The sequence below is a fragment of the Streptomyces lanatus genome, assembly GCF_014655715.1.
Lineage (GTDB): Bacteria > Actinomycetota > Actinomycetes > Streptomycetales > Streptomycetaceae > Streptomyces > Streptomyces lanatus.
Map to the genome: position 1 here is coordinate 714,945 of NZ_BNBM01000002.1, position 16,759 is coordinate 731,703.

17 protein-coding genes are annotated in these 16,759 nt (G+C 71.7%); 12 read left to right on the forward strand and 5 right to left on the reverse strand.

Annotation, left to right across the window (positions count from 1 at the left end; all coding sequences use genetic code 11):
• Positions 1-20: 20 nt before the first annotated feature.
• The 4 genes from IE325_RS08315 (at position 21) to IE325_RS08330 (ending at position 1,922) form a co-directional block, all read left to right on the forward strand.
• A complete protein-coding gene (locus tag IE325_RS08315; protein WP_229911713.1) occupies positions 21-413 on the forward strand; it encodes a hypothetical protein in 393 nt (130 codons plus the stop codon).
• A gap of 382 nt (positions 414-795) precedes the next feature.
• The gene (locus IE325_RS08320; RefSeq protein ID WP_190069063.1) at positions 796-1,155 is read left to right on the forward strand and encodes a hypothetical protein; all 360 of its coding nucleotides are present in this window, start codon (positions 796-798) and stop codon (positions 1,153-1,155) included.
• A 62-nt stretch (positions 1,156-1,217) separates the two neighbouring features.
• On the forward strand, positions 1,218-1,538 hold the full coding sequence (locus tag IE325_RS08325) for a hypothetical protein (RefSeq protein ID WP_190069064.1): 321 nt from the start codon (positions 1,218-1,220) through the stop codon (positions 1,536-1,538).
• Positions 1,539-1,601: 63 nt separating this feature from the next.
• Positions 1,602-1,922, forward strand: a complete 321-nt coding sequence (locus tag IE325_RS08330) for a hypothetical protein (RefSeq protein WP_190069065.1) — start codon at positions 1,602-1,604, stop codon at positions 1,920-1,922.
• 334 nt (positions 1,923-2,256) lie between these two features.
• On the opposite strand, the gene IE325_RS08335 is transcribed toward IE325_RS08330, so the two are convergent.
• On the reverse strand, positions 2,257-2,562 hold the full coding sequence (locus tag IE325_RS08335; protein ID WP_190069066.1) for a hypothetical protein: 306 nt from the start codon (positions 2,560-2,562) through the stop codon (positions 2,257-2,259).
• Positions 2,563-2,744: 182 nt separating this feature from the next.
• A complete protein-coding gene (locus IE325_RS08340; protein ID WP_190069067.1) occupies positions 2,745-3,509 on the reverse strand; it encodes a hypothetical protein in 765 nt (254 codons plus the stop codon).
• A gap of 351 nt (positions 3,510-3,860) precedes the next feature.
• Here IE325_RS08340 and IE325_RS08345 point away from each other — a divergent pair, with 351 nt between their 5' ends.
• Genes IE325_RS08345 through IE325_RS08380 form a run of 8 tightly spaced genes read left to right on the forward strand, consistent with a single transcriptional unit; the run spans position 3,861 to position 13,198 of the window.
• The gene (locus IE325_RS08345; RefSeq protein ID WP_190069068.1) at positions 3,861-5,000 is read left to right on the forward strand and encodes a glycosyltransferase; all 1,140 of its coding nucleotides are present in this window, start codon (positions 3,861-3,863) and stop codon (positions 4,998-5,000) included.
• Positions 4,997-6,448, forward strand: coding sequence for an exopolysaccharide biosynthesis polyprenyl glycosylphosphotransferase (locus IE325_RS08350; protein ID WP_190069069.1), 1,452 nt, complete (start codon positions 4,997-4,999; stop codon positions 6,446-6,448). Before IE325_RS08345 ends, IE325_RS08350 begins: the two co-directional genes overlap by 4 nt.
• A gap of 6 nt (positions 6,449-6,454) precedes the next feature.
• On the forward strand, positions 6,455-7,807 hold the full coding sequence (locus IE325_RS08355) for an O-antigen ligase family protein (RefSeq protein WP_190069070.1): 1,353 nt from the start codon (positions 6,455-6,457) through the stop codon (positions 7,805-7,807).
• Positions 7,804-9,480, forward strand: coding sequence for a murein biosynthesis integral membrane protein MurJ (gene murJ, locus IE325_RS08360; RefSeq protein ID WP_190069071.1), 1,677 nt, complete (start codon positions 7,804-7,806; stop codon positions 9,478-9,480). Before IE325_RS08355 ends, murJ begins: the two co-directional genes overlap by 4 nt.
• Positions 9,470-10,255, forward strand: a complete 786-nt coding sequence (locus IE325_RS08365; protein WP_190069072.1) for a polysaccharide deacetylase family protein — start codon at positions 9,470-9,472, stop codon at positions 10,253-10,255. Before murJ ends, IE325_RS08365 begins: the two co-directional genes overlap by 11 nt.
• On the forward strand, positions 10,252-11,394 hold the full coding sequence (locus IE325_RS08370) for a glycosyltransferase (RefSeq protein WP_190069073.1): 1,143 nt from the start codon (positions 10,252-10,254) through the stop codon (positions 11,392-11,394). The genes IE325_RS08365 and IE325_RS08370 overlap by 4 nt, the downstream gene beginning before the upstream one ends.
• On the forward strand, positions 11,391-12,047 hold the full coding sequence (locus IE325_RS08375) for a YveK family protein (RefSeq protein WP_190069074.1): 657 nt from the start codon (positions 11,391-11,393) through the stop codon (positions 12,045-12,047). The genes IE325_RS08370 and IE325_RS08375 overlap by 4 nt, the downstream gene beginning before the upstream one ends.
• On the forward strand, positions 12,044-13,198 hold the full coding sequence (locus IE325_RS08380; protein WP_190069075.1) for a GNAT family N-acetyltransferase: 1,155 nt from the start codon (positions 12,044-12,046) through the stop codon (positions 13,196-13,198). The genes IE325_RS08375 and IE325_RS08380 overlap by 4 nt, the downstream gene beginning before the upstream one ends.
• Here the strand turns inward: IE325_RS08380 and IE325_RS08385 are convergent.
• The 3 genes from IE325_RS08385 to IE325_RS08395 form a co-directional block, all read right to left on the reverse strand.
• Entirely contained in the window at positions 13,161-14,369 is a 1,209-nt protein-coding gene (locus IE325_RS08385; protein ID WP_190069076.1) for a glycoside hydrolase family 26 protein, read from the reverse strand. The two genes, IE325_RS08380 and IE325_RS08385, sit on opposite strands and share 38 nt — an antisense overlap.
• Positions 14,370-14,464: 95 nt before the next feature.
• Positions 14,465-14,866, reverse strand: a complete 402-nt coding sequence (locus IE325_RS08390; RefSeq protein ID WP_190069077.1) for a hypothetical protein — start codon at positions 14,864-14,866, stop codon at positions 14,465-14,467.
• Between the two features lie 86 nt (positions 14,867-14,952).
• The gene (locus IE325_RS08395) at positions 14,953-16,608 is read right to left on the reverse strand and encodes an FAD-binding oxidoreductase (RefSeq protein WP_229911714.1); all 1,656 of its coding nucleotides are present in this window, start codon (positions 16,606-16,608) and stop codon (positions 14,953-14,955) included.
• Positions 16,609-16,759 lie beyond the last annotated feature (151 nt).

The window sequence follows — 16,759 nt, forward strand, 5'->3', positions numbered from 1 at the left end:
ACTTTCAAGTGAGGTGAATCATGAAGAAGGCAGTTTTCACCACTGCGGCGTTGGCGATCGGTGCGGGTCTTGTGGGCGGTTCCGCCGCTGCGGCGTCGGCGGCGGGCGGCGGTTCGGGGATCAGCCCGATCGGCGGGCTCATGTCCCCGACCAAGGTGAGCCCGGCGGTCGTGCCAGCCGCGGACGTCGTGTCGAATCTGGCCCGGGACGGCGGTATCGCCAAGGGCAGCGCGTTCGACAAGAAGGGCCCGGGGCAGCAGATGTCCGGCATCTACCTGGACGGCATGGACCCGGAGGCGGTCAGGAAGCCCACTATTCCGGTGAAGAACCCGGCCGGCAGCGGCAACGTCCAGGTGCGTCCGCTGAAGGCGCCGACCGCCGCCGGACTCGGCACGCTGCTCCCCAACAAGTGACGACCCGGCAGCCTTACGCATCGGCCGTACCGGCGTATACCGGCCCCGGAATTCCGAGTCTCTGATCCGGTTCTCGGCGGCCGGCGACCGTCGGCAGGCCCGGACGCTGGACCGGGACCCGCAGTTCCAGCTCCGCGCACGGCGGGCCCACGCGCCCACCGGCACCCGTGAACCATCGTCCGGCCCACCGGCCCTCCCCTCGCCGGTGGGCCGGACGCATGTCATCCGGAATCTATTCCACACAACCGCCCGGCCATTTCCCCGCGTTGCGCCATCCGAAGGAATCTGCCCGCGTTTGAATGTTTTCGCCGTGACTTATGCGTGCATATACGGGTTTCCTTTTCGTAAGCGTGCGCAACCGTGAATTCAGGAAGGAACCGAGTTGCCCAAGAAGTTCGCGGTCATCACGGCCCTCGCCCTCACCACCGTCGTCAGCACCGCCGGCATCGCCTCCGCAGGGGGCTACGGCAACGGCGGCAACGGCGGCTCCAACGGAGGCGGCAAGACCACGACGGTCAAGGGCGGCGACGGCTTCTCGTCGTCCCCGGTCGTCGTGAACGCGCCGCAGCAGGGCGTTCTCATCGTCAACGGCACCCTCATCGACGGGCGCTGCCTCGCTCCGTGGTCCAACGGATCCGTGCTCGGCGGTGTCGCCGCGCCGAACTCGAAGTACGCCTCCTGCAACACGGCCAAGGTCGAGCAGGGACGGGGCGCGCTGCACGAAAGCGGCTTGCTCATGTGACCCCTGCTCCGAGCCATTCGCAGCAGGTGAACCCCCAGACGCCACCCGGAAAGGCGCAACTCATGCGTAAGAAGGTTACGGCCATCTCCGCCCTCGCGGCAGGCATCGCCCTCGCGACCGGGGGCACCGCCGCGGCCGACACCAACACCACCACCGTCAAGGGCGGTAGCGGTTTCTCGTCGTCCCCGGTCGTCGTGAACGCACCGCAGCAGGGCATTCTCATCGTCAACGGCACAGTCGCCGACCTCCGCTGTGCGGTGCCGTGGTCGAACGGCGCCGTCCTGGCCGGCACCGTGGCCCCGAACTCGAAGTACGCCGCCTGCAACACGGCGCATGTCGAGCAGGGGCGGGGCGCCCTCCATCAGAGCGGCTTGCTCATGTGACCTCCTGCTCCGAGCGATTCGCAGCAGGTGAATCTCCCAACGCAGCCCGGAAAGGCTCAACTCATGCGTAACAAGGTTACGGCCATCTCCGCCCTCGCCGCGGGCATCGTCCTCGCCACCGGGGGCACCGCCGCGGCCGACACCGACACCACCACCGTCAAGGGCGGTAGCGGCTTCTCGTCGGCTCCGGTCGTCGTGAACGAACCGCAGCAGGGCATCGCCGTCGTCAACGGCGCCGTCCTCGACGCGCGCTGCCTCGCCCCGTGGTCGAACGGCGCCGTCCTGGCCGGCACCGTGGCCCCGAACTCGCACTACGCCTCCTGCAACACCGAGAAGATCGAGCAGGGCCGGAACGCCGTGAAGACGGCCGGCCTCCTCATGTGAGTTCGGCTTCACCCGAGTGGCGGTCCCCCGGAATTCCGGCGGACCGCCACTCGGCGTTCACACACCCGGCCACGCCAAAGCCTTGGGCCCTGTCCGCACTGAAAAGCGGACAGGGCCCAAGGCTGTGAAGAAGCGCCGGCAAGGAGGAAAGAGCGCCCATTCACCAGGACCAACGGCGCCGGCCCGGCCGCGGTCACTCCGAATCGTCCATTCGGCCCAACGCGCGGGCGAAAATAACACCCCGTCATGCACGGTCGTACCTGGTCGTACATACCGAAGGGCCGACTCCGAGAACTCGGAGCCGGCCCCGGTCATCAGCCGATGGGCGACGAAGTCACCTGTTGAGCGGAAGTCCGCCGAGCAGCTGGCCGTCGACGGGGTTCGGCAGGGTGCCACCGAATACCGGGGTCTTCACCATGCCCTGCTCGTTGACGCCCTTCTTCACGTTGTCCGCCGTGCGCTTCACATTGTTGCCCACGTAGCCGGTCGGCACCTTGGCGGCGGTGGGGAGGCTGCGGGCGACCGTCTTACCGTTCTCGACGAGGCCGTTACCCGACATGCCCACCGCGGAGGCGGGGACAGCGGCGCCGGCAATGGCAAGGGAGCCGGCGACTACGGCAGCAGCCTTCAGGTTCTTCATCGTGTTCCTTTCCAGGTAAACCCGTTCTTGATTCTCCTGGGCTAACGAGAGGGGCACCTGTCGGGAAACTCCGCGCCATCAAGTTCCAGGAACTCATACGAAAAGACCCGTTGTGCCGGCCTCGGCGGGCACAACGGGTCGTGAGGATCGGCGCCGCTTCGCCACGGGCGCCGGTCCCGCTATCAGGCGGGCGGCAGACCGGGCAGCTGTGCGGCGGGCAGGCCGCGGTCGAGCAGGGTGGCGACGGCGACGTTCACCAGGGCCTGGAGCAGGTTGTCCGCGGAGGCCTCCACCTCCTTGGTGGCAGCGCCCGCCTCGGCCTTGGCGTCGGTCTCCACCTTGGCCGTGCTCTCCTTCTTGGCCGCGGTGTCCTCCTTCTTCGCCTCGGTCTCGCCGTTGAGCTGGAGCACGCCCAGCAGGGCGTTGATCGCCTCGCCGAGACCGTCGAGCGCGCCGCCCAGGAGGTTCGTCGAGGTGGTCGGGGCCGTGCTGGGCGTCGTGGTCGGGGTCGCCGTGGACGGAGTCGTCTTGGCCGCCTCGATCTCGGCGAGCAGTTCCTTCCTGATCTCCTCGGCCTCCTTACGGGCCTCCGCCCTCGCCGCGTCGGCCTCCGCGAGGGCGTCCTTGCGGGCCTGTTCGGCCTCCTTCCTGGCCTGGGCGATGGCCTCGTTCGCCTCGTCGACGAGTTCCTTCAGCTCCGCATCCGTCAGCGGGTCGTCGTCCGCCTTGAGCGCGCGGTTCAGCAGAGTGGTCACCGGGGTCAGCACGGTGCCGAGCTCGGTCAGCGCCCGTGTCTGGTCCTGCAGCACGGCCCGTTTCTGGGCGGTCGCCCGGGTCTCGTTGCGTGCGGAGTCGGGCGGGGCCGCGAGCGCGGGGGCCGCGGTCCCGAGGAAGAGTGCCGCGCACAGGGCGGAGGTCGCGATGTGCCGGATGGTCGGTGCAGGCATCGAATTCCCCTCGTGAGTTTCGGGATCGTGCGATCACCGTTGAACCGGCTCGGCGCGCTCGCAACAGATCGCCTGCATCTGGCCGCCCGGAACCACACCCCACGCCGACTCCGAACGGGTGGTCCCGCGCGGGAAACAAGTCGGAAGCCGTCGCCGTTCCCACACTGTTGACCGGATAGAAGATAAATATGGATAAGTGGCTGGTACTGCTTATCCGTTGAATCCGCTGGGCCCAGGAAGCCGGTTGAACCGAAGACCCTCCCGAAAAGGTGCGGGATCTTATCCCGGGAACGCGAGCCACACATCGTGTCACTGGTTCGGTCTCATTTCTTCGGAAGGGCAACCACGGTCATGCGCATCGCGCCGCACATCCTGCATGTCGCCCAGCCGGTCGAGGGCGGTGTCGCACGGGTCGTGACGGACCTGGCCGCGGCACAACTCGCCGCGGGGCTACGGGTGACCGTGGCCTGTCCGCGGGGCGGCACCCTCGCCTACGACCTGCGTGAACTGGGCTGCCGGGTACTGCGCTGGGACGCGGCCCGCGCACCGGGGCACCGGCTCCCGGCGGAGGTACGGCGGCTGGCCTGGCTGGTGCGCGAGGTACGCCCTGACCTGGTGCACGCGCACAGCGCGAAGGCGGGGCTCGCGGCCCGGCTGGCGCTGCGCGGCGGTATGCCGACCGTCTATCAGCCGCACGCCTGGTCGTTCGAGGCCGCGCACGGCGTCATGAAGCAGCTGGCGCTGGGCTGGGAGCGGTTCGGGGCGCGCTGGGCGACCCGGGTGCTGTGCGTGAGCCAGGCCGAGCGGCGTACCGGGCACCGGTCCGGCATCTGGGCACGGTGGCAGGTGGTCCCCAACGGGGTGGACACCGACCGGTTCCGGCCGGAGGGGGACGTCGCGCCGTCCGGGACGGGCCCGCTGGTGGTGTGCGTGGGACGGCTGTGCCGGCAGAAGGGGCAGGACGTGCTGCTGCGGGCCTGGCCCGAGGTGGCGCGGCAGGTGGCCGGGGCGCGGCTGGTGCTGGTCGGCGACGGTCCGGACGCGAAGCGGCTGCGGGCCCTCGCGCCCGCGGCGGTGGAGTTCGCCGGCGCGACGGCGGACACCGCCACCTGGTACCGGCCCGCCGATGTCGTGGTCCTGCCGTCCCGCTGGGAGGGCATGGCGCTGGCCCCGCTGGAGGCCATGGCGTGCGGCCGGCCGGTCGTCGTCACGGATGTGAACGGGGCGCGCGAGAGCCTTCCGGCCGACCATCCGCCGGTCTGCCTGGTGCCGCCGGAGGACCCGGCCGCGCTGGCGCGGGCCCTTCTGGAGCTGCTGCGGGACGAGCCGCTGCGTACCGCCCTGGGCGCGCAGGGCCGTGCGCATGTGCTCCGGGCGCACGATCTGCGGCAGGCCACGGAGGCAGTGACCGATGTGTACCGCGAGCTGCTCGGCCTCGGCACCGCGCAGTTCGCCGGACCCGACGAGGGCAGGAAGTGCATCACCACATGACCGCGGAAAGCACCGTTGCCTCACCGGCGGCGCACCAGCCCGTCCTCGTCCTCGCCCCGCGCGGCCCGGCCACCGGACGCCGGCAGGGCCCCGGCCGCGGAACCCGCCGTCCGCGCCACGTCACCCGACCGGCACTGTGGCTCGTCGACGGCGGCGCCGCCCTGCTGGGCACCCTGGTCCTGCCGGCCCCGCACCGCCACCCGCTGGTCGTCGTCCTGCTGGTCGCCGGAGTGATCGGGCTGAACCGCCGGGCCCGGCTGTACGACATCTCCGTCGTACCCGGCGCGCTCGACGAACTGCCCGCCGTCTGCGGCCGGATCGCCGTCGCCTGGGCCGTCCTCGCCGCTCTCTCCCCGCTGCGGTCGCTGCCGTTGACCGTGCTGGTCGGCGCTTTCGCCGTGCACTGTGCGGGGGCCTGCGCGGGCCGGGCGACGGTGCATGTGCTGCGCCGCCGGGCGCTGCGGCGCCGCCCCTCGCCCGCCCTGGTGGTCGGCCCGCTCGCGGCGACCCGGCGGGTGTCGGCGGCGCTGCTGCGCCGGCCGGACTGCGGGGTACGGCCGGTGGGACTGGTCGCCGACGACCCCGAGGTGCTCGGTGAGGCCGACGACGAGTCGGGGCTGCCGGTGCTCACCACCGTGCACGAGGCCCGGCGGGCGCTCATTCAGAACGGTGTGGACACGGTGCTCGTGGTGGGCGCCGCGACCCGTGTGGAGAAGGCCGCCGTGCTGCGCGGGCTGGCCGCGCACGGCTGTGCCCTGTGGCAGCTGGACGCGGACCCGCCGTCGTACGGCATGGGCGGGCACCGCCGGGACGCGGGGCATCTGGCCGGCTTCTCGCGGACGATGCTGCGGCCGCACGGGGCTCTGCGGTTCGGGGGCGCGGGCAAGCGGCTGCTCGATCTGACGCTGTCCGGGTCGCTGCTGGTGCTGGCCGCGCCGGTGCTGCTGGTGTGCGCGCTAGTGCTGCGGGTCATGGACGGGCCGGGTGTGGTGTTCCGGCAGGAGCGGATCGGCAAGCACGGGCGGCCGTTCACGATGCTGAAGCTGCGCACCCACCGGCCGGCCAGCGCCCATGAGGCGGCGACCCGCTGGTCCGTGGCGAACGACCAGGACATGAGCCGCTTCTGCCACTTCCTGCGGCGCACCTCGCTGGATGAGCTGCTACAGCTGTGGAACGTCTTCCGCGGCGACATGAGCCTGGTCGGGCCGCGGCCCGAACGGCCCTTCTTCGTCGCCGAGTTCAGCCAGTCCCACCCGGGCTATCCGGCCCGGCACCGGATGCTGACCGGGATCACCGGGCTCGCCCAGATCAACGGGCTGCGCGGGGACACCTCGATCGAGGACCGGTGCCGTTACGACAACGCCTACATCGACAACTGGTCGCTGTGGCAGGACATCTGCATCCTGCTGCGCACGGCGGCCCAGTTCGTACGGCCGACGGGGAGCTGAGCGCCGGTGAGCACTGTCCTGCCGTTCCTGCCCGTGCTGCCGGTCGCGGCGGTCGTCGTCCTGCTGGGGCTGCCCGTCGCACCGGGCTCGACCACGCCGGCCGATGCCGCCTCGGGGCTGCTCGTGCTGTGGGCTCTCGCCGACACCCTGCTGCGGGCGCGGCGACCGCTGACGCGGACCGCGGTGATCGTGCTCGGGCTGCCGGTGCTGGGCATCGCGGTCGCCGCGGTGGGGGCGGTGACCACTGAGGACGCGCTCACCGGGCTGGCCCGCCATCTGCAAGTGTTCGTGCTGGTGCCGGTGGCGGTGCTGCTGCTGGTGCGGGACCGGCGCGGGGTCCGGCTGGTGGTGTGGTCCGTGGTCGGTCTCGCGCTGTGGCAGGGCGCGATCGGGGTGAAGCAGTATCTGACGGCGACCGGGGCCTCGTTCCAAGGGGCGAACATCCGGGCCGTGGGCACGTTCGGGCCGTCCGATGTGATGGGCATGGCGAGCGTCGTCGCGCTCGGGGTGGTGGCCGCGACCGGGCTCGCGCTGGGCGCCCGGCAGCGGCGGCAGCGCGTGGTGGCGGCCGGGTGCGCGCTGGTGCTCCTGGTGCCGCTCGCGCTGTCGTTCAGCCGGGGTGCCTGGATCTCCACGGCCGTGACCTGCGGGACGCTGTTGCTGCTGGTCGGGGTGCGGCGGGCGGCGAAGGCGGGCGCCGTGGCGGTCGCGGCCTCGGTGGTGCTGGTGGGCGGTTTCGGGGTGGGCGCCACGGCCCTCCAGGAACGGCTGACCAGCATCACGCAGGTCACCGACGCGCCGGACCAGTCGGTCGTCGACCGGTACACCATGTGGGCGGCGGCGCTAGACATGTGGCGCGAGCACCCGCTGACCGGCGTGGGCCTGAAGGGCTTCCCCGCGTACCGGGACGGCCATGCCTCGTTCGCCCTGTCATCGGGCAGCGACACGGAGGGGGCGGGCCAGGCCTACCGGCGCCAGCCGCTGCTCTCCCCGCACAACATGTACCTCCTGGTCCTCAGCGAACAGGGCCTGCTGGGCCTGGTCACCGTCGCGGGCAGCTGGTTCGCCCTCCTGGTCCGCGCACTCCGCCGACTCCGCCGAAGCGGCACCCCCGCCCGGGACTGTGCCCTCCCGATCTGCGGCCTGCTGATGTGGCAGCTCGTCAACTTCCTGTACGGCGACATCGGCGGGCCCTCCACGGCCCTGACGGCGATCTGCTTCGGCCTGACGGCGTGGTGGGCGCTGGCACGGGACGCGAGCCCGGTCCCGATCCCGGCTCCGGCTCCCGTGACGGCCCCAGCCCCGACTCCGACCACGGTCTCGGTCGCGGCCCCGCTGCCGGAATCGGACCGGCGATGACCCCCCACCCCACACCGCCCGGGCACATCCCGGCCCCGCAACCGGTCACGAAGGCCTCACCATCACCCGCGCACCACCCCGCCCCCACCACCCGCTTCCTGGCCCGCGCCACCCTCCTCTCCGCCGCGCTCTCCCTCGCCGGTGCCGTGCTGGGGCTCGGGCGGGATCAGGTGCTGGCCCAGTTCTTCGGGGCCGGGGCGGAGACCGACGCGTTTCTGGTGGCGTGGACGTTGCCCGAGATGGCGTCGACGCTGTTGATCGAGGACGGGATGGCGTTCGTGCTGGTGCCGGCGTTCAGTGTGGCGTTGGCTCGGCGGGCGCGTGGGGTCGGTTCCGGTGACCCTGTGCGTGCTCTGGTCGCCGCTTCGCTGCCGCGGCTGTTCCTGGCGCTCGCCGGTGCCGCCGCCCTGCTCTCGGCCGGGGCGCCGTCGCTGGTCTCGGTCCTCGCGCCGGGGCTGAGCGATCCGTCGCTCGCCGTGTCCTGCACCCGGCTGACCGCGACCTGCGTACTGAGCTTCGGGCTGGCCGGGTACTGCAGTGCGGCGCTGCGGGCGCACCGGAGTTATCTCGCGCCGGGCGCCATCTACATCGCGTACAACGCGGTCATCATCGCCGCGATGTTCGCGCTCGGGGCACGTTGGGGCGTACGGTCCGCCGCGCTCGGTGTCGCGCTCGGCGGCTGCGTGATGGCCGCCGTACAGGCACCGTCGCTGTGGCGGCGCGTCGCGGGGGCGACGAAGCGGGTGGCCGCCCCACACCGGTACGAGGACGACGGTGGCCGGGCGGTGGCGGTCGGGCTGGTCTGCGCGGTGCTGCTGTTCGCGCTGTGCCGGCAGTCGCAGGTCCTGATCGAGCGGTACTTCGCGTCGGGGCTGCCCGCCGGGGCGATCTCGCATCTCAACTACGCCCAGAAGGTGGCGCAGTTGCCGATGTCGCTGTCGATGATGGTGTGCGTCGTCACCTTCCCGGTGGTGGCGCGGGCCCTCGCGGAGGGCGACACCCGGCGGGCCGGGGAACGGGTGGAGCGGGATCTGGCGCTGATGGCGTGTCTGGTCCTGCTCGGCGCCGCCGTGGTCGTGGCGTGTGCCCCGCAGATCGTCCAACTGCTGTTCCAGCGCGGCGCGTTCACCGCCCAGGACACCGCCGCCACGGCCGCCGTGATGCGGGTGTACGCGCTGGGGCTGCTCGGGCAGACGCTGGTCGGGGCGCTGGTGCGGTCGTACTTCTCGACGGGCCGTACGACATGGTTCCCACTCGGCGCGATGGGCGTGGGCGCGCTGGTCACCGGTGTCGCCGGCGCCTGGGCCGTGGACCCCTGGGGCGCGCGGGGTATCGCCGCGGCCAACGCGGCCGGCATCACCCTCACCGCGCTGCTCCTGCTGCTCGGCCTCGGCCCGCGCACCGTGCCCGTGCACCCGGGCCGGGTCGTCGCGGAACTGCTCCGCCCGGTGCTCGCGGCCGTCGTCGCGACCGGCGCCGGGCTGCTCTGCGCGGGCCTGTTCGCCTCCCCGGCGGCGTCCCTCGCCGCCTGCTGCACCTGTGTGACCGCCGTCTTCCTGCTGCTGGCCCGCCTCCTGGACGCGGCCGGCACCCGCCGGCTGCTGTCCCTTCCGCTTCCCGTCACGCAGTCCGTCCGTTGCTCCCTCACCCGAAGGCTCCGCCATGGTCGCTGACATCTCCGCCGCCCCGCGCGCGGCCGAACCCGATCCGCTCGCCGAGGAAAACCCGAGGCGGCGGCCCGCCGCCTGGGTGGCCATGTACCACTCGGTCTCCAACTGCCCCGACGACCCGTACGACATCACCGTCACCCCCGGCCGCCTGGAGCGGCAGCTCGCCTGGCTGTCCCATCGCGGGCTGCGCGGGGTCAGCGTCCGCGAGCTCCTCGAGGCGCGTGCCCGCGGTCAGGAGCGCGGCCTGGTGGGGCTCACCTTCGACGACGGGTACACCGACTTCATCACCACCGCCCTGCCCGTGCTGCACCGCTGGCGCTGCACGGCGACCGTGTTCGTGCTGCCCGGGCTGCTCGGCGGCGAGAACGCCTGGGAGTCGACGGGCCCCACCAAGCTGCTGCTCGACGTCGACGACATCCGCCGCGCCGAGGCCGCCGGCATGGAGATCGCCTCGCACGGCCTCACCCACATCGACCTGACCAGGGCCGACGACCAGACCCTGCACACCGAGGTCATCGAGAGCCGCCGTCTGCTCACCGACATCACCGGCGTCGAGATCGAGGGCTTCTGTCACCCGTACGGCTTCGTGGACGAGCGCACCGTCGACGCCGTACGCCACGCCGGTTACCGCTACGCCTGCGCGATCAGCCCCGGCCCGGCCGGCTCCGGTGACTTCGCGATCCCCCGTATCCATATCGCACAGGCCGACTACCCGCTGCGCCTGGAGCTGAAGCGGCGCCTGGCCCGGGCCCACGGTCGCGCCCTGGAGGCCGTGTGAAAGCCCTGCATGTCATCACCGGCCTCGGCGTGGGCGGCGCCGAGCAGCAGCTGCGTCTGTTGCTGCGTCACCTCCCCGCGCAGTGCGACGTGGTGACCCTGACCAACCCGGGCCCGGTCGCCGCGGGCCTGACCGCCGACGGTGTCGAGGTCACCCACCTCGGGATGACCGGCAACCGCGATGTCGGCGCCCTCCCCCGGCTGACCCGGCTGATCCGCTCCGGCGGCTACGACCTGGTGCACACCCATCTGTACCGGGCCTGTCTCTACGGCCGTATCGCGGCGCGTCTCGCGGGCGTCGAGGCCGTGGTCGCCACCGAGCACTCGATCGGCGCCACCCGCCTGGAGGGCCGGCGGCACTCGGCCGGGGTGCGCGGGCTGTACCTGGCCGGCGAACGCCTCGGCAGCACCACGGTGGCCGTCTCGACGACGGTCGCCGAACGGCTGCGGCACTGGGGCGTGCCCGGGCAGCGCATCCGCGTCATCCCGAACGGCATCGAGGCACCCCGGTTCCGCTACGACGAGGCGCGCCGCAAGGAGGCCCGCGCGTTCCACGGGCTGCCCGAGGACGCGTACGTCGTCGGCGGCGTCGGGCGGCTCGCGCCGGGCAAGCGCTTCGACCTGCTGGTGCGGGCGCTGGCCCTGCTGCCGCTCGACGTATGGCTGTTGCTGGTCGGCGGCGGGCCCGAGGCGGAGGTGCTGCGGCGCACCGCCCGGGATCTCGGGGTGGCGCAGCGGGTGGTGCTGACCGGCGAGCGGCCGTATCTGCCCGCCGCCCGCGACGAGGCGCCCGACCTGGTGGCCCTGCTGTCCGCGATGGACGTGCTCGCCTCCCCGTCGCCGGAGGAGTCGTTCGGGCTGGCCGTGGTGGAGGCGCTCGCGGCCGGGCTGCCCGTGCTGTACGCGAGCTGTCCCGCCGTCGAGGACCTGCCGCCGGAGGCCGCGCCCGGAGCGCGGCGCGTCACGGGCGGCGCCGGGGCGTACGCCCGTGAGGTGCTGCGGCTGCGGGCGGCGGGACCGGGCGGGCGCGACGTCCCGGACGTGGTGCACCGCTACGACATCGCGGGCACCGCACGGCAGCTGATGGATCTGTACACGGCCACGGTGGCCGGCTCGAACCCGGAAGTGAGTTCCTCATGACAGACAACCCCGCCGACCGGTCACGCATCCTCCCGCCGTGGCTGCCCTCGTGGTGGTGGCTGCCGGCCGGCGCGCTGCTCGGTGCCGTGGCCGGTGGCGCGTACGGCCAGTTGAGGCCGCCGGAGTACACGGCGACGAGTTCCGTCGTCGCCGTACCCAACGGGAAGACCGATGCCGACTGCACCGACGCGCTCGGCTTCGCGCAGGCCTACGGCCGGGTGGCCACGCAGGTCGCGGTGCTCGGGGACGCCCAGATGTGGGCGGGTGTGCCGGTGTCGACGCTGCGCGAGAGCGTGAAGGTCGCCACCTCGCCGGACGCGCCGATGGTCGCGGTCTCGGCGACCTCGACGAACCCGGGCCAGGCCGTCGACATGGCCAACTCGGTGTCCCGCGCGCTGCTCACGCACGCGGACCTCACCAAGGACGACACCGGCATCAAGCTGGAGCGGCTGTCCCGTGCCCTGACGCCCACCGAGCCGTCGTCCGCGTCCTGGGCGCTGACGTCACTCGTGGGTGCGAGCGCCGGCGGGCTGCTGGGCGGGCTCACACTGCTGGCCCGGCCGCGGCGGCCCGAGGAGGACGACGACGACTCGGGCCGTGCGTCGGTACCCGGTCCCGCGGGTGCCGCCGACGCGCACGGGACGCTTGGATGACCGCCGCCGGGGGCGCCTTGTCGGCGGAGGTGTGCACCGACGAGCGCGCCTTCGCCGAGCTGGCCGGGGACTGGGACCGGCTGTGCCGGGCGTGTCCCTCGGCCACCGCGTTCCAGAGCCATGCCTGGCTGCACTCGTGGTGGCTGTCGTACGGCGGACCGGGCGCGCTGCGTCTCGTCCTGGTGCGCAGGGACGGTGAACTGGTCGCGGCGGCACCGCTGATGCGGGTGCGCCGTCCGCTGCCGGTGCTGGTGCCGATCGGCGGTGAGATCACCGACTTCTGCGATGTGCTGGTCGACGAGGCGGTGGGCGTGGCGGGCATCGCGGCGCTGGCGGACGCCATGGCCGACCTGGCGCGTACGGCCCTGGTCGACTTCGGCGAGGTGCGGCCGGGCGGCGCGATGGAGCGCGTCTACCTCTGCTGGCGCGGCCCGCGGCGGCGCATGCGGGACTCGGTGTGTCTGAATCTGCCCGCCGTACCGATGAAGGAGCTGGTGGGACGGCTGCCGGTGACCAGGGCCGGGCGGATCCGCCGCAAGGTCAACCAGCTCGGTCGGCTCGGCCTGGAGTGGCGTGCCGTACCGCACGACGAGACCGAGGCCGCGCTGCGCCGGCTCCTCGAACTGCACCGGCTGCAGTGGGCGGGCCGACAGGTCACGCAGGAGCATCTGCGGCCGCGGTTCCTGGAGCATCTGGTCCGGGCGGCGGTGCCGATGGCGCGCAGCGGTCAGGCCGTGACGACGGAGTTCGTGCACGAGGGCACGGTGGTGGCGGTCAACGTCATGCTGCTGTCGGGGACGATGGCGGGCATGTACATGTACGGCTTCCATCCGCAGCTGCGGGAGCGCAAGGTCGACATCGCGACGATGCTGATGCACGCGGCCACCGACCATCTGGAGGCCGGCGAACTGCTCACGTCGGGCGGGGTGCGGACGCTGAGCATGCTGCGCGGGGACGAGCCGTACAAATACCGCTGGTGCCCCGACACGGCCGTCAACCAGCGGTTCCTTCTCTCCCGCCGCCGCACCCACCCGCTCCTCGTGGCCGCCACCGCCGAGGCCGCGGCCCGTCACCGCGCCAAGCAGCTCCTGCGCAAGGACGCGGGCCCCGCCGTCACCGATAGCGCTTCGCCCACTGCAGACAGAGGGTGAGCTCGCCGCCGATCTGGTGCTCCAGCCAGTTCTCCAGGTCGACGGGGGTGCAGTTGGGGAGCGCGGAGGGCTTGGCGGTGGGCTTGGCGGTGGGTGGCTGCGACGGGGTGGGAGTCGGGGCCGGGGTCGGTGCCGGGGTCGGGGTGGGTGTGGCCGGAGCAGGGGCGAGCGGTGTGGAGAGCAGCACCCGGTACAGGGCGGAGGCCCGCGGATTGTCCGAGCACAGCCACACACCGTGCGGGCAGTAGTCGGTGATGGTGTTGTACAGCGGCTTGTACTGGTCCATCCAGGCGAGCATGCGCAGCATGTACCTGATGTTGTCGCCGTTGCGGAACAGTCCCCATTCGGGATACGAGATCGGCTTGCCGTGCATACGGGCGAAGTCGACGTGGTGCTGGAGGCCGTAGGGCTCGGAGACCTGCTGGTCGAAGGTGAGCCCCTGCGGCTGGTCGTAGGCGTCCATGCCGACGATGTCCACGAACTCGTCGCCGGGATAGCACTCGGTCCAGGGAATGGCGTCCATGCCCCGGCTGGGCGCGAAGTCGAACTTGAACTTCTGCCCCTCGACCGACCGCATCACCTTCACGATCCGCTGCCAGTACCGCTTCCAGCTGTCCGGGTCGGGCCCGCACCGATGCGTGTAGGTGACCCCGTTCATCTCCCACCCGAGCACGATGACCGTGTCCGGCACCCCGAGCTCGACCAGCCGCTCGGCGAGCACCTCGAAGTGGTCGTCGAAGTCACCGTCCGCCGCACCCCGCAGCAGCTCGCGCACGGCGGCGTCGGACAGATGCGCCTCGTTGCGCTCCATCATCGGCACATTGAGCACGAGCATCCGGTCGTCCTTGGCGCGCCGCCACTTGGCCCAGCTGTCGAGAAACCCGTGCCCGCCCTCGATGTTGCCCCACTTGTCCCCCGGCAGATAGGTGTGCCCCACCCGCGGCTCCTGCCCACCGAGCCAACGGGTGAGTTCCTTCATGCGCTGCACTCCGGCGGGGCCGTAGTGCAGGTAGGCGCCGAAGGCGGGCTTGCCCTGGGGAGAGTGGGCACCGCCGGGCGGGGTCGGGGAGGACGCGAGGGCGGGGAGGGCGAGGGCCGCCGAGGCGAGCGCCGAGGCGATGAGCAGGGCCAGCCCTCTGCGGGCGGCCCGGCGACGGTCTGGGACGGCCATGAATCCTCCTGGGTCCGACACTCCTCTCACGTCCTGACACTGATACGTAGTCACACCCGGCCCGCCCGCACCATTCGAGTGGGCCCGAACGGACCTCAGCCGCGACGGTGCCGCCACCAACGGCCCACGACCCCGAGGGTGAGCAACAGCACCACCACGCCGACCATGAGCCCGGTGGCCAGCAGCTCGCTGGACCCGCCCCGCCGCACCTCGAGAACTCCGGCGTACACAAACCCGGCCACGACACCGTCGAAGACCACGACGAAGCCCCATTCGACGGCTCCGGGCCGCCCACCCGGATCGACCTCCGGAGGCGGCCGACCCAGCCACTCCCGCACATCCGCGACCAGCAGCATGGCGAGCGGCCCCAGGAACATCACGGCGAGCAGCCCGGCCAACAGCCGCATCACAGGATCGTCGACATGTACGGCCAGAACCACCGACCCGACACCGGCCGCGGCCGTCCCCAGCCGCAGCATGACCTCGCTGAACAACATCCCCGCCACCCCCACGCCATGGATACCGTCCACAGCAGGGGACCCGTCCCGAAGCAGGACTACTCCGTCTACTCCGTCTGCCCCGTCTACTCCGTCCCCGGAAGCCGGATCGACTGGGCGTGATGGAAGACGTTCCGTGGGTCCCAGTGGGCCTTGGTGTGTTGGAGCCTGGGGTAGTTGGCGCCGTAGTACAGGTGGGACCAGGGCTGGTCGGAGGTGTTGAGGTCGGGGTCGGAGAGGTCGACGTCCGGGTAGTTGATGTAGCAGCCGTCGGTGGTGGGCGGCTCGGGCTGGTCCGGGGCAGGAACGACCGGAACCCCGCCGGTGCCGGCGTACATGCCCTCGTAGAAGCCGCGGATCCAGTCCAGGTGGGGCTGGGCGATGCCCGGGTCCTCCAGGGCGTCCTGGTAGTCGTACGCGCCGTCGCGGTTGGCGTCCTCGCCCCAGGTCCAGTACGCCTGGTACTGGAGTTTCAGCACGGACGAGCGCTGCGGGACCGCCGTCGCCGACGTGGCGGCGTCGTTGATCCGGCCGCCGTAGGAGTCCACCTGGAGCAGGGCCTGGTCGTTCTCGTACACCGGGTCGTTGAGGTGGTCGTAGATCGTGTCGAGCTGGGGTTCGGTGAAGTTCGCTGTGTGGTAGGCGGACTTGTACTTGCCGCACCGGCTCGGGCCGGAGTCGTTGAGGTTCTGGGTCGCCGTGAGCCAGGGCAGCCTGGTGGGGATGTAGTGCTCGTAGAGCGAGGGATGCTCGCCCATCTGCACGTCGAACGGGCTCTGGGGGTATTCGTCGGAGGGGGCGAGCCAGTGCAGAAACTGATTCAGCCGTTCGATCGAGTCCTCGCGGGTGCCGTCGAGCTGGAGGATGAGGCCGACCTTGCCGGCCGCGCGATTGGTCAGCTTGAGCAGCGTGAACATGTCGTCGAAGTCGAACTCCCGGAGAATGTCGGGCCCTTCACCGGTCCGCTCCCCCTCGAAGAACTCGCCGTAGCGACGCACGAGCGCCTTGAATTTGTCCCGGTCGTTCTCGAAGAGGCTCCATTTCCAGGCCAGCGCACGCGTGAGCACCTGGGCGGGCGGCTGGGGAAGGCCGCGGAACCAGTACCGGGTGACCACGCCGAAGTTGCCGCCCCCGCCGCCGGTGTGCGCCCACCACAGGTCGCGCAGCGCGGCCTCGGGTGAGTCCTTGCGGGCCACGGTGACCTCGGTGTGGGTCACATTGCGTACGGTGACCACCTCGACGGCGTAGAGGTAGTCGACGGTGAGGCCGTGCAGCCGGGAGAGCAGCCCGTAGCCACCGCCGCAGATGTGGCCGCCCGCACCGACGGAGTAGCACGATCCACCGGGTACGGCGAGGCCGTACCGGCGGTAGAGCTGGGTGACGGTCTGCCAGTTCGTCGCACCGGCCTCGACGCAGTACGCGTCCATCGCCGGGTCGTAGTAGACACCGTCCATGGTGCTGACATCGATGATGACGCCGACGTCGTCGCCGCAGGCGAAGTTCTCGTAGCAGTGCCCGCCGGAGCGGACGGTGATCCGACCGGGTGCCGCGCCCGCGGCGGTGCGGGCGAGATACGTGTCGAGGGCGGTGACGACATCGCTGGTGCTGGAGGCCACCACGATGTAGTCGGGGTCCGCGATCCAGCGCTGGTTGAACCCCCGGCGCAGCGCCTGATAGCGCGGATCACCGCGCCCCACTTCGGTCGGTCCGACGGGCCGGGAACAGGCGGATTCGGTCGTCACGGGCGACACCCCTACGGCAGTTGGCAACCATCGGTCCCCGCCAGGCTCGCGCGCGAACGGACCTCGTGACTCCGCCAACCGGGTGACGACCACGGGCGCAGGGAGGCAGCGAGGGCATCGCCCCGGGCGCCGGTGTGCGCGATGCGCGGGG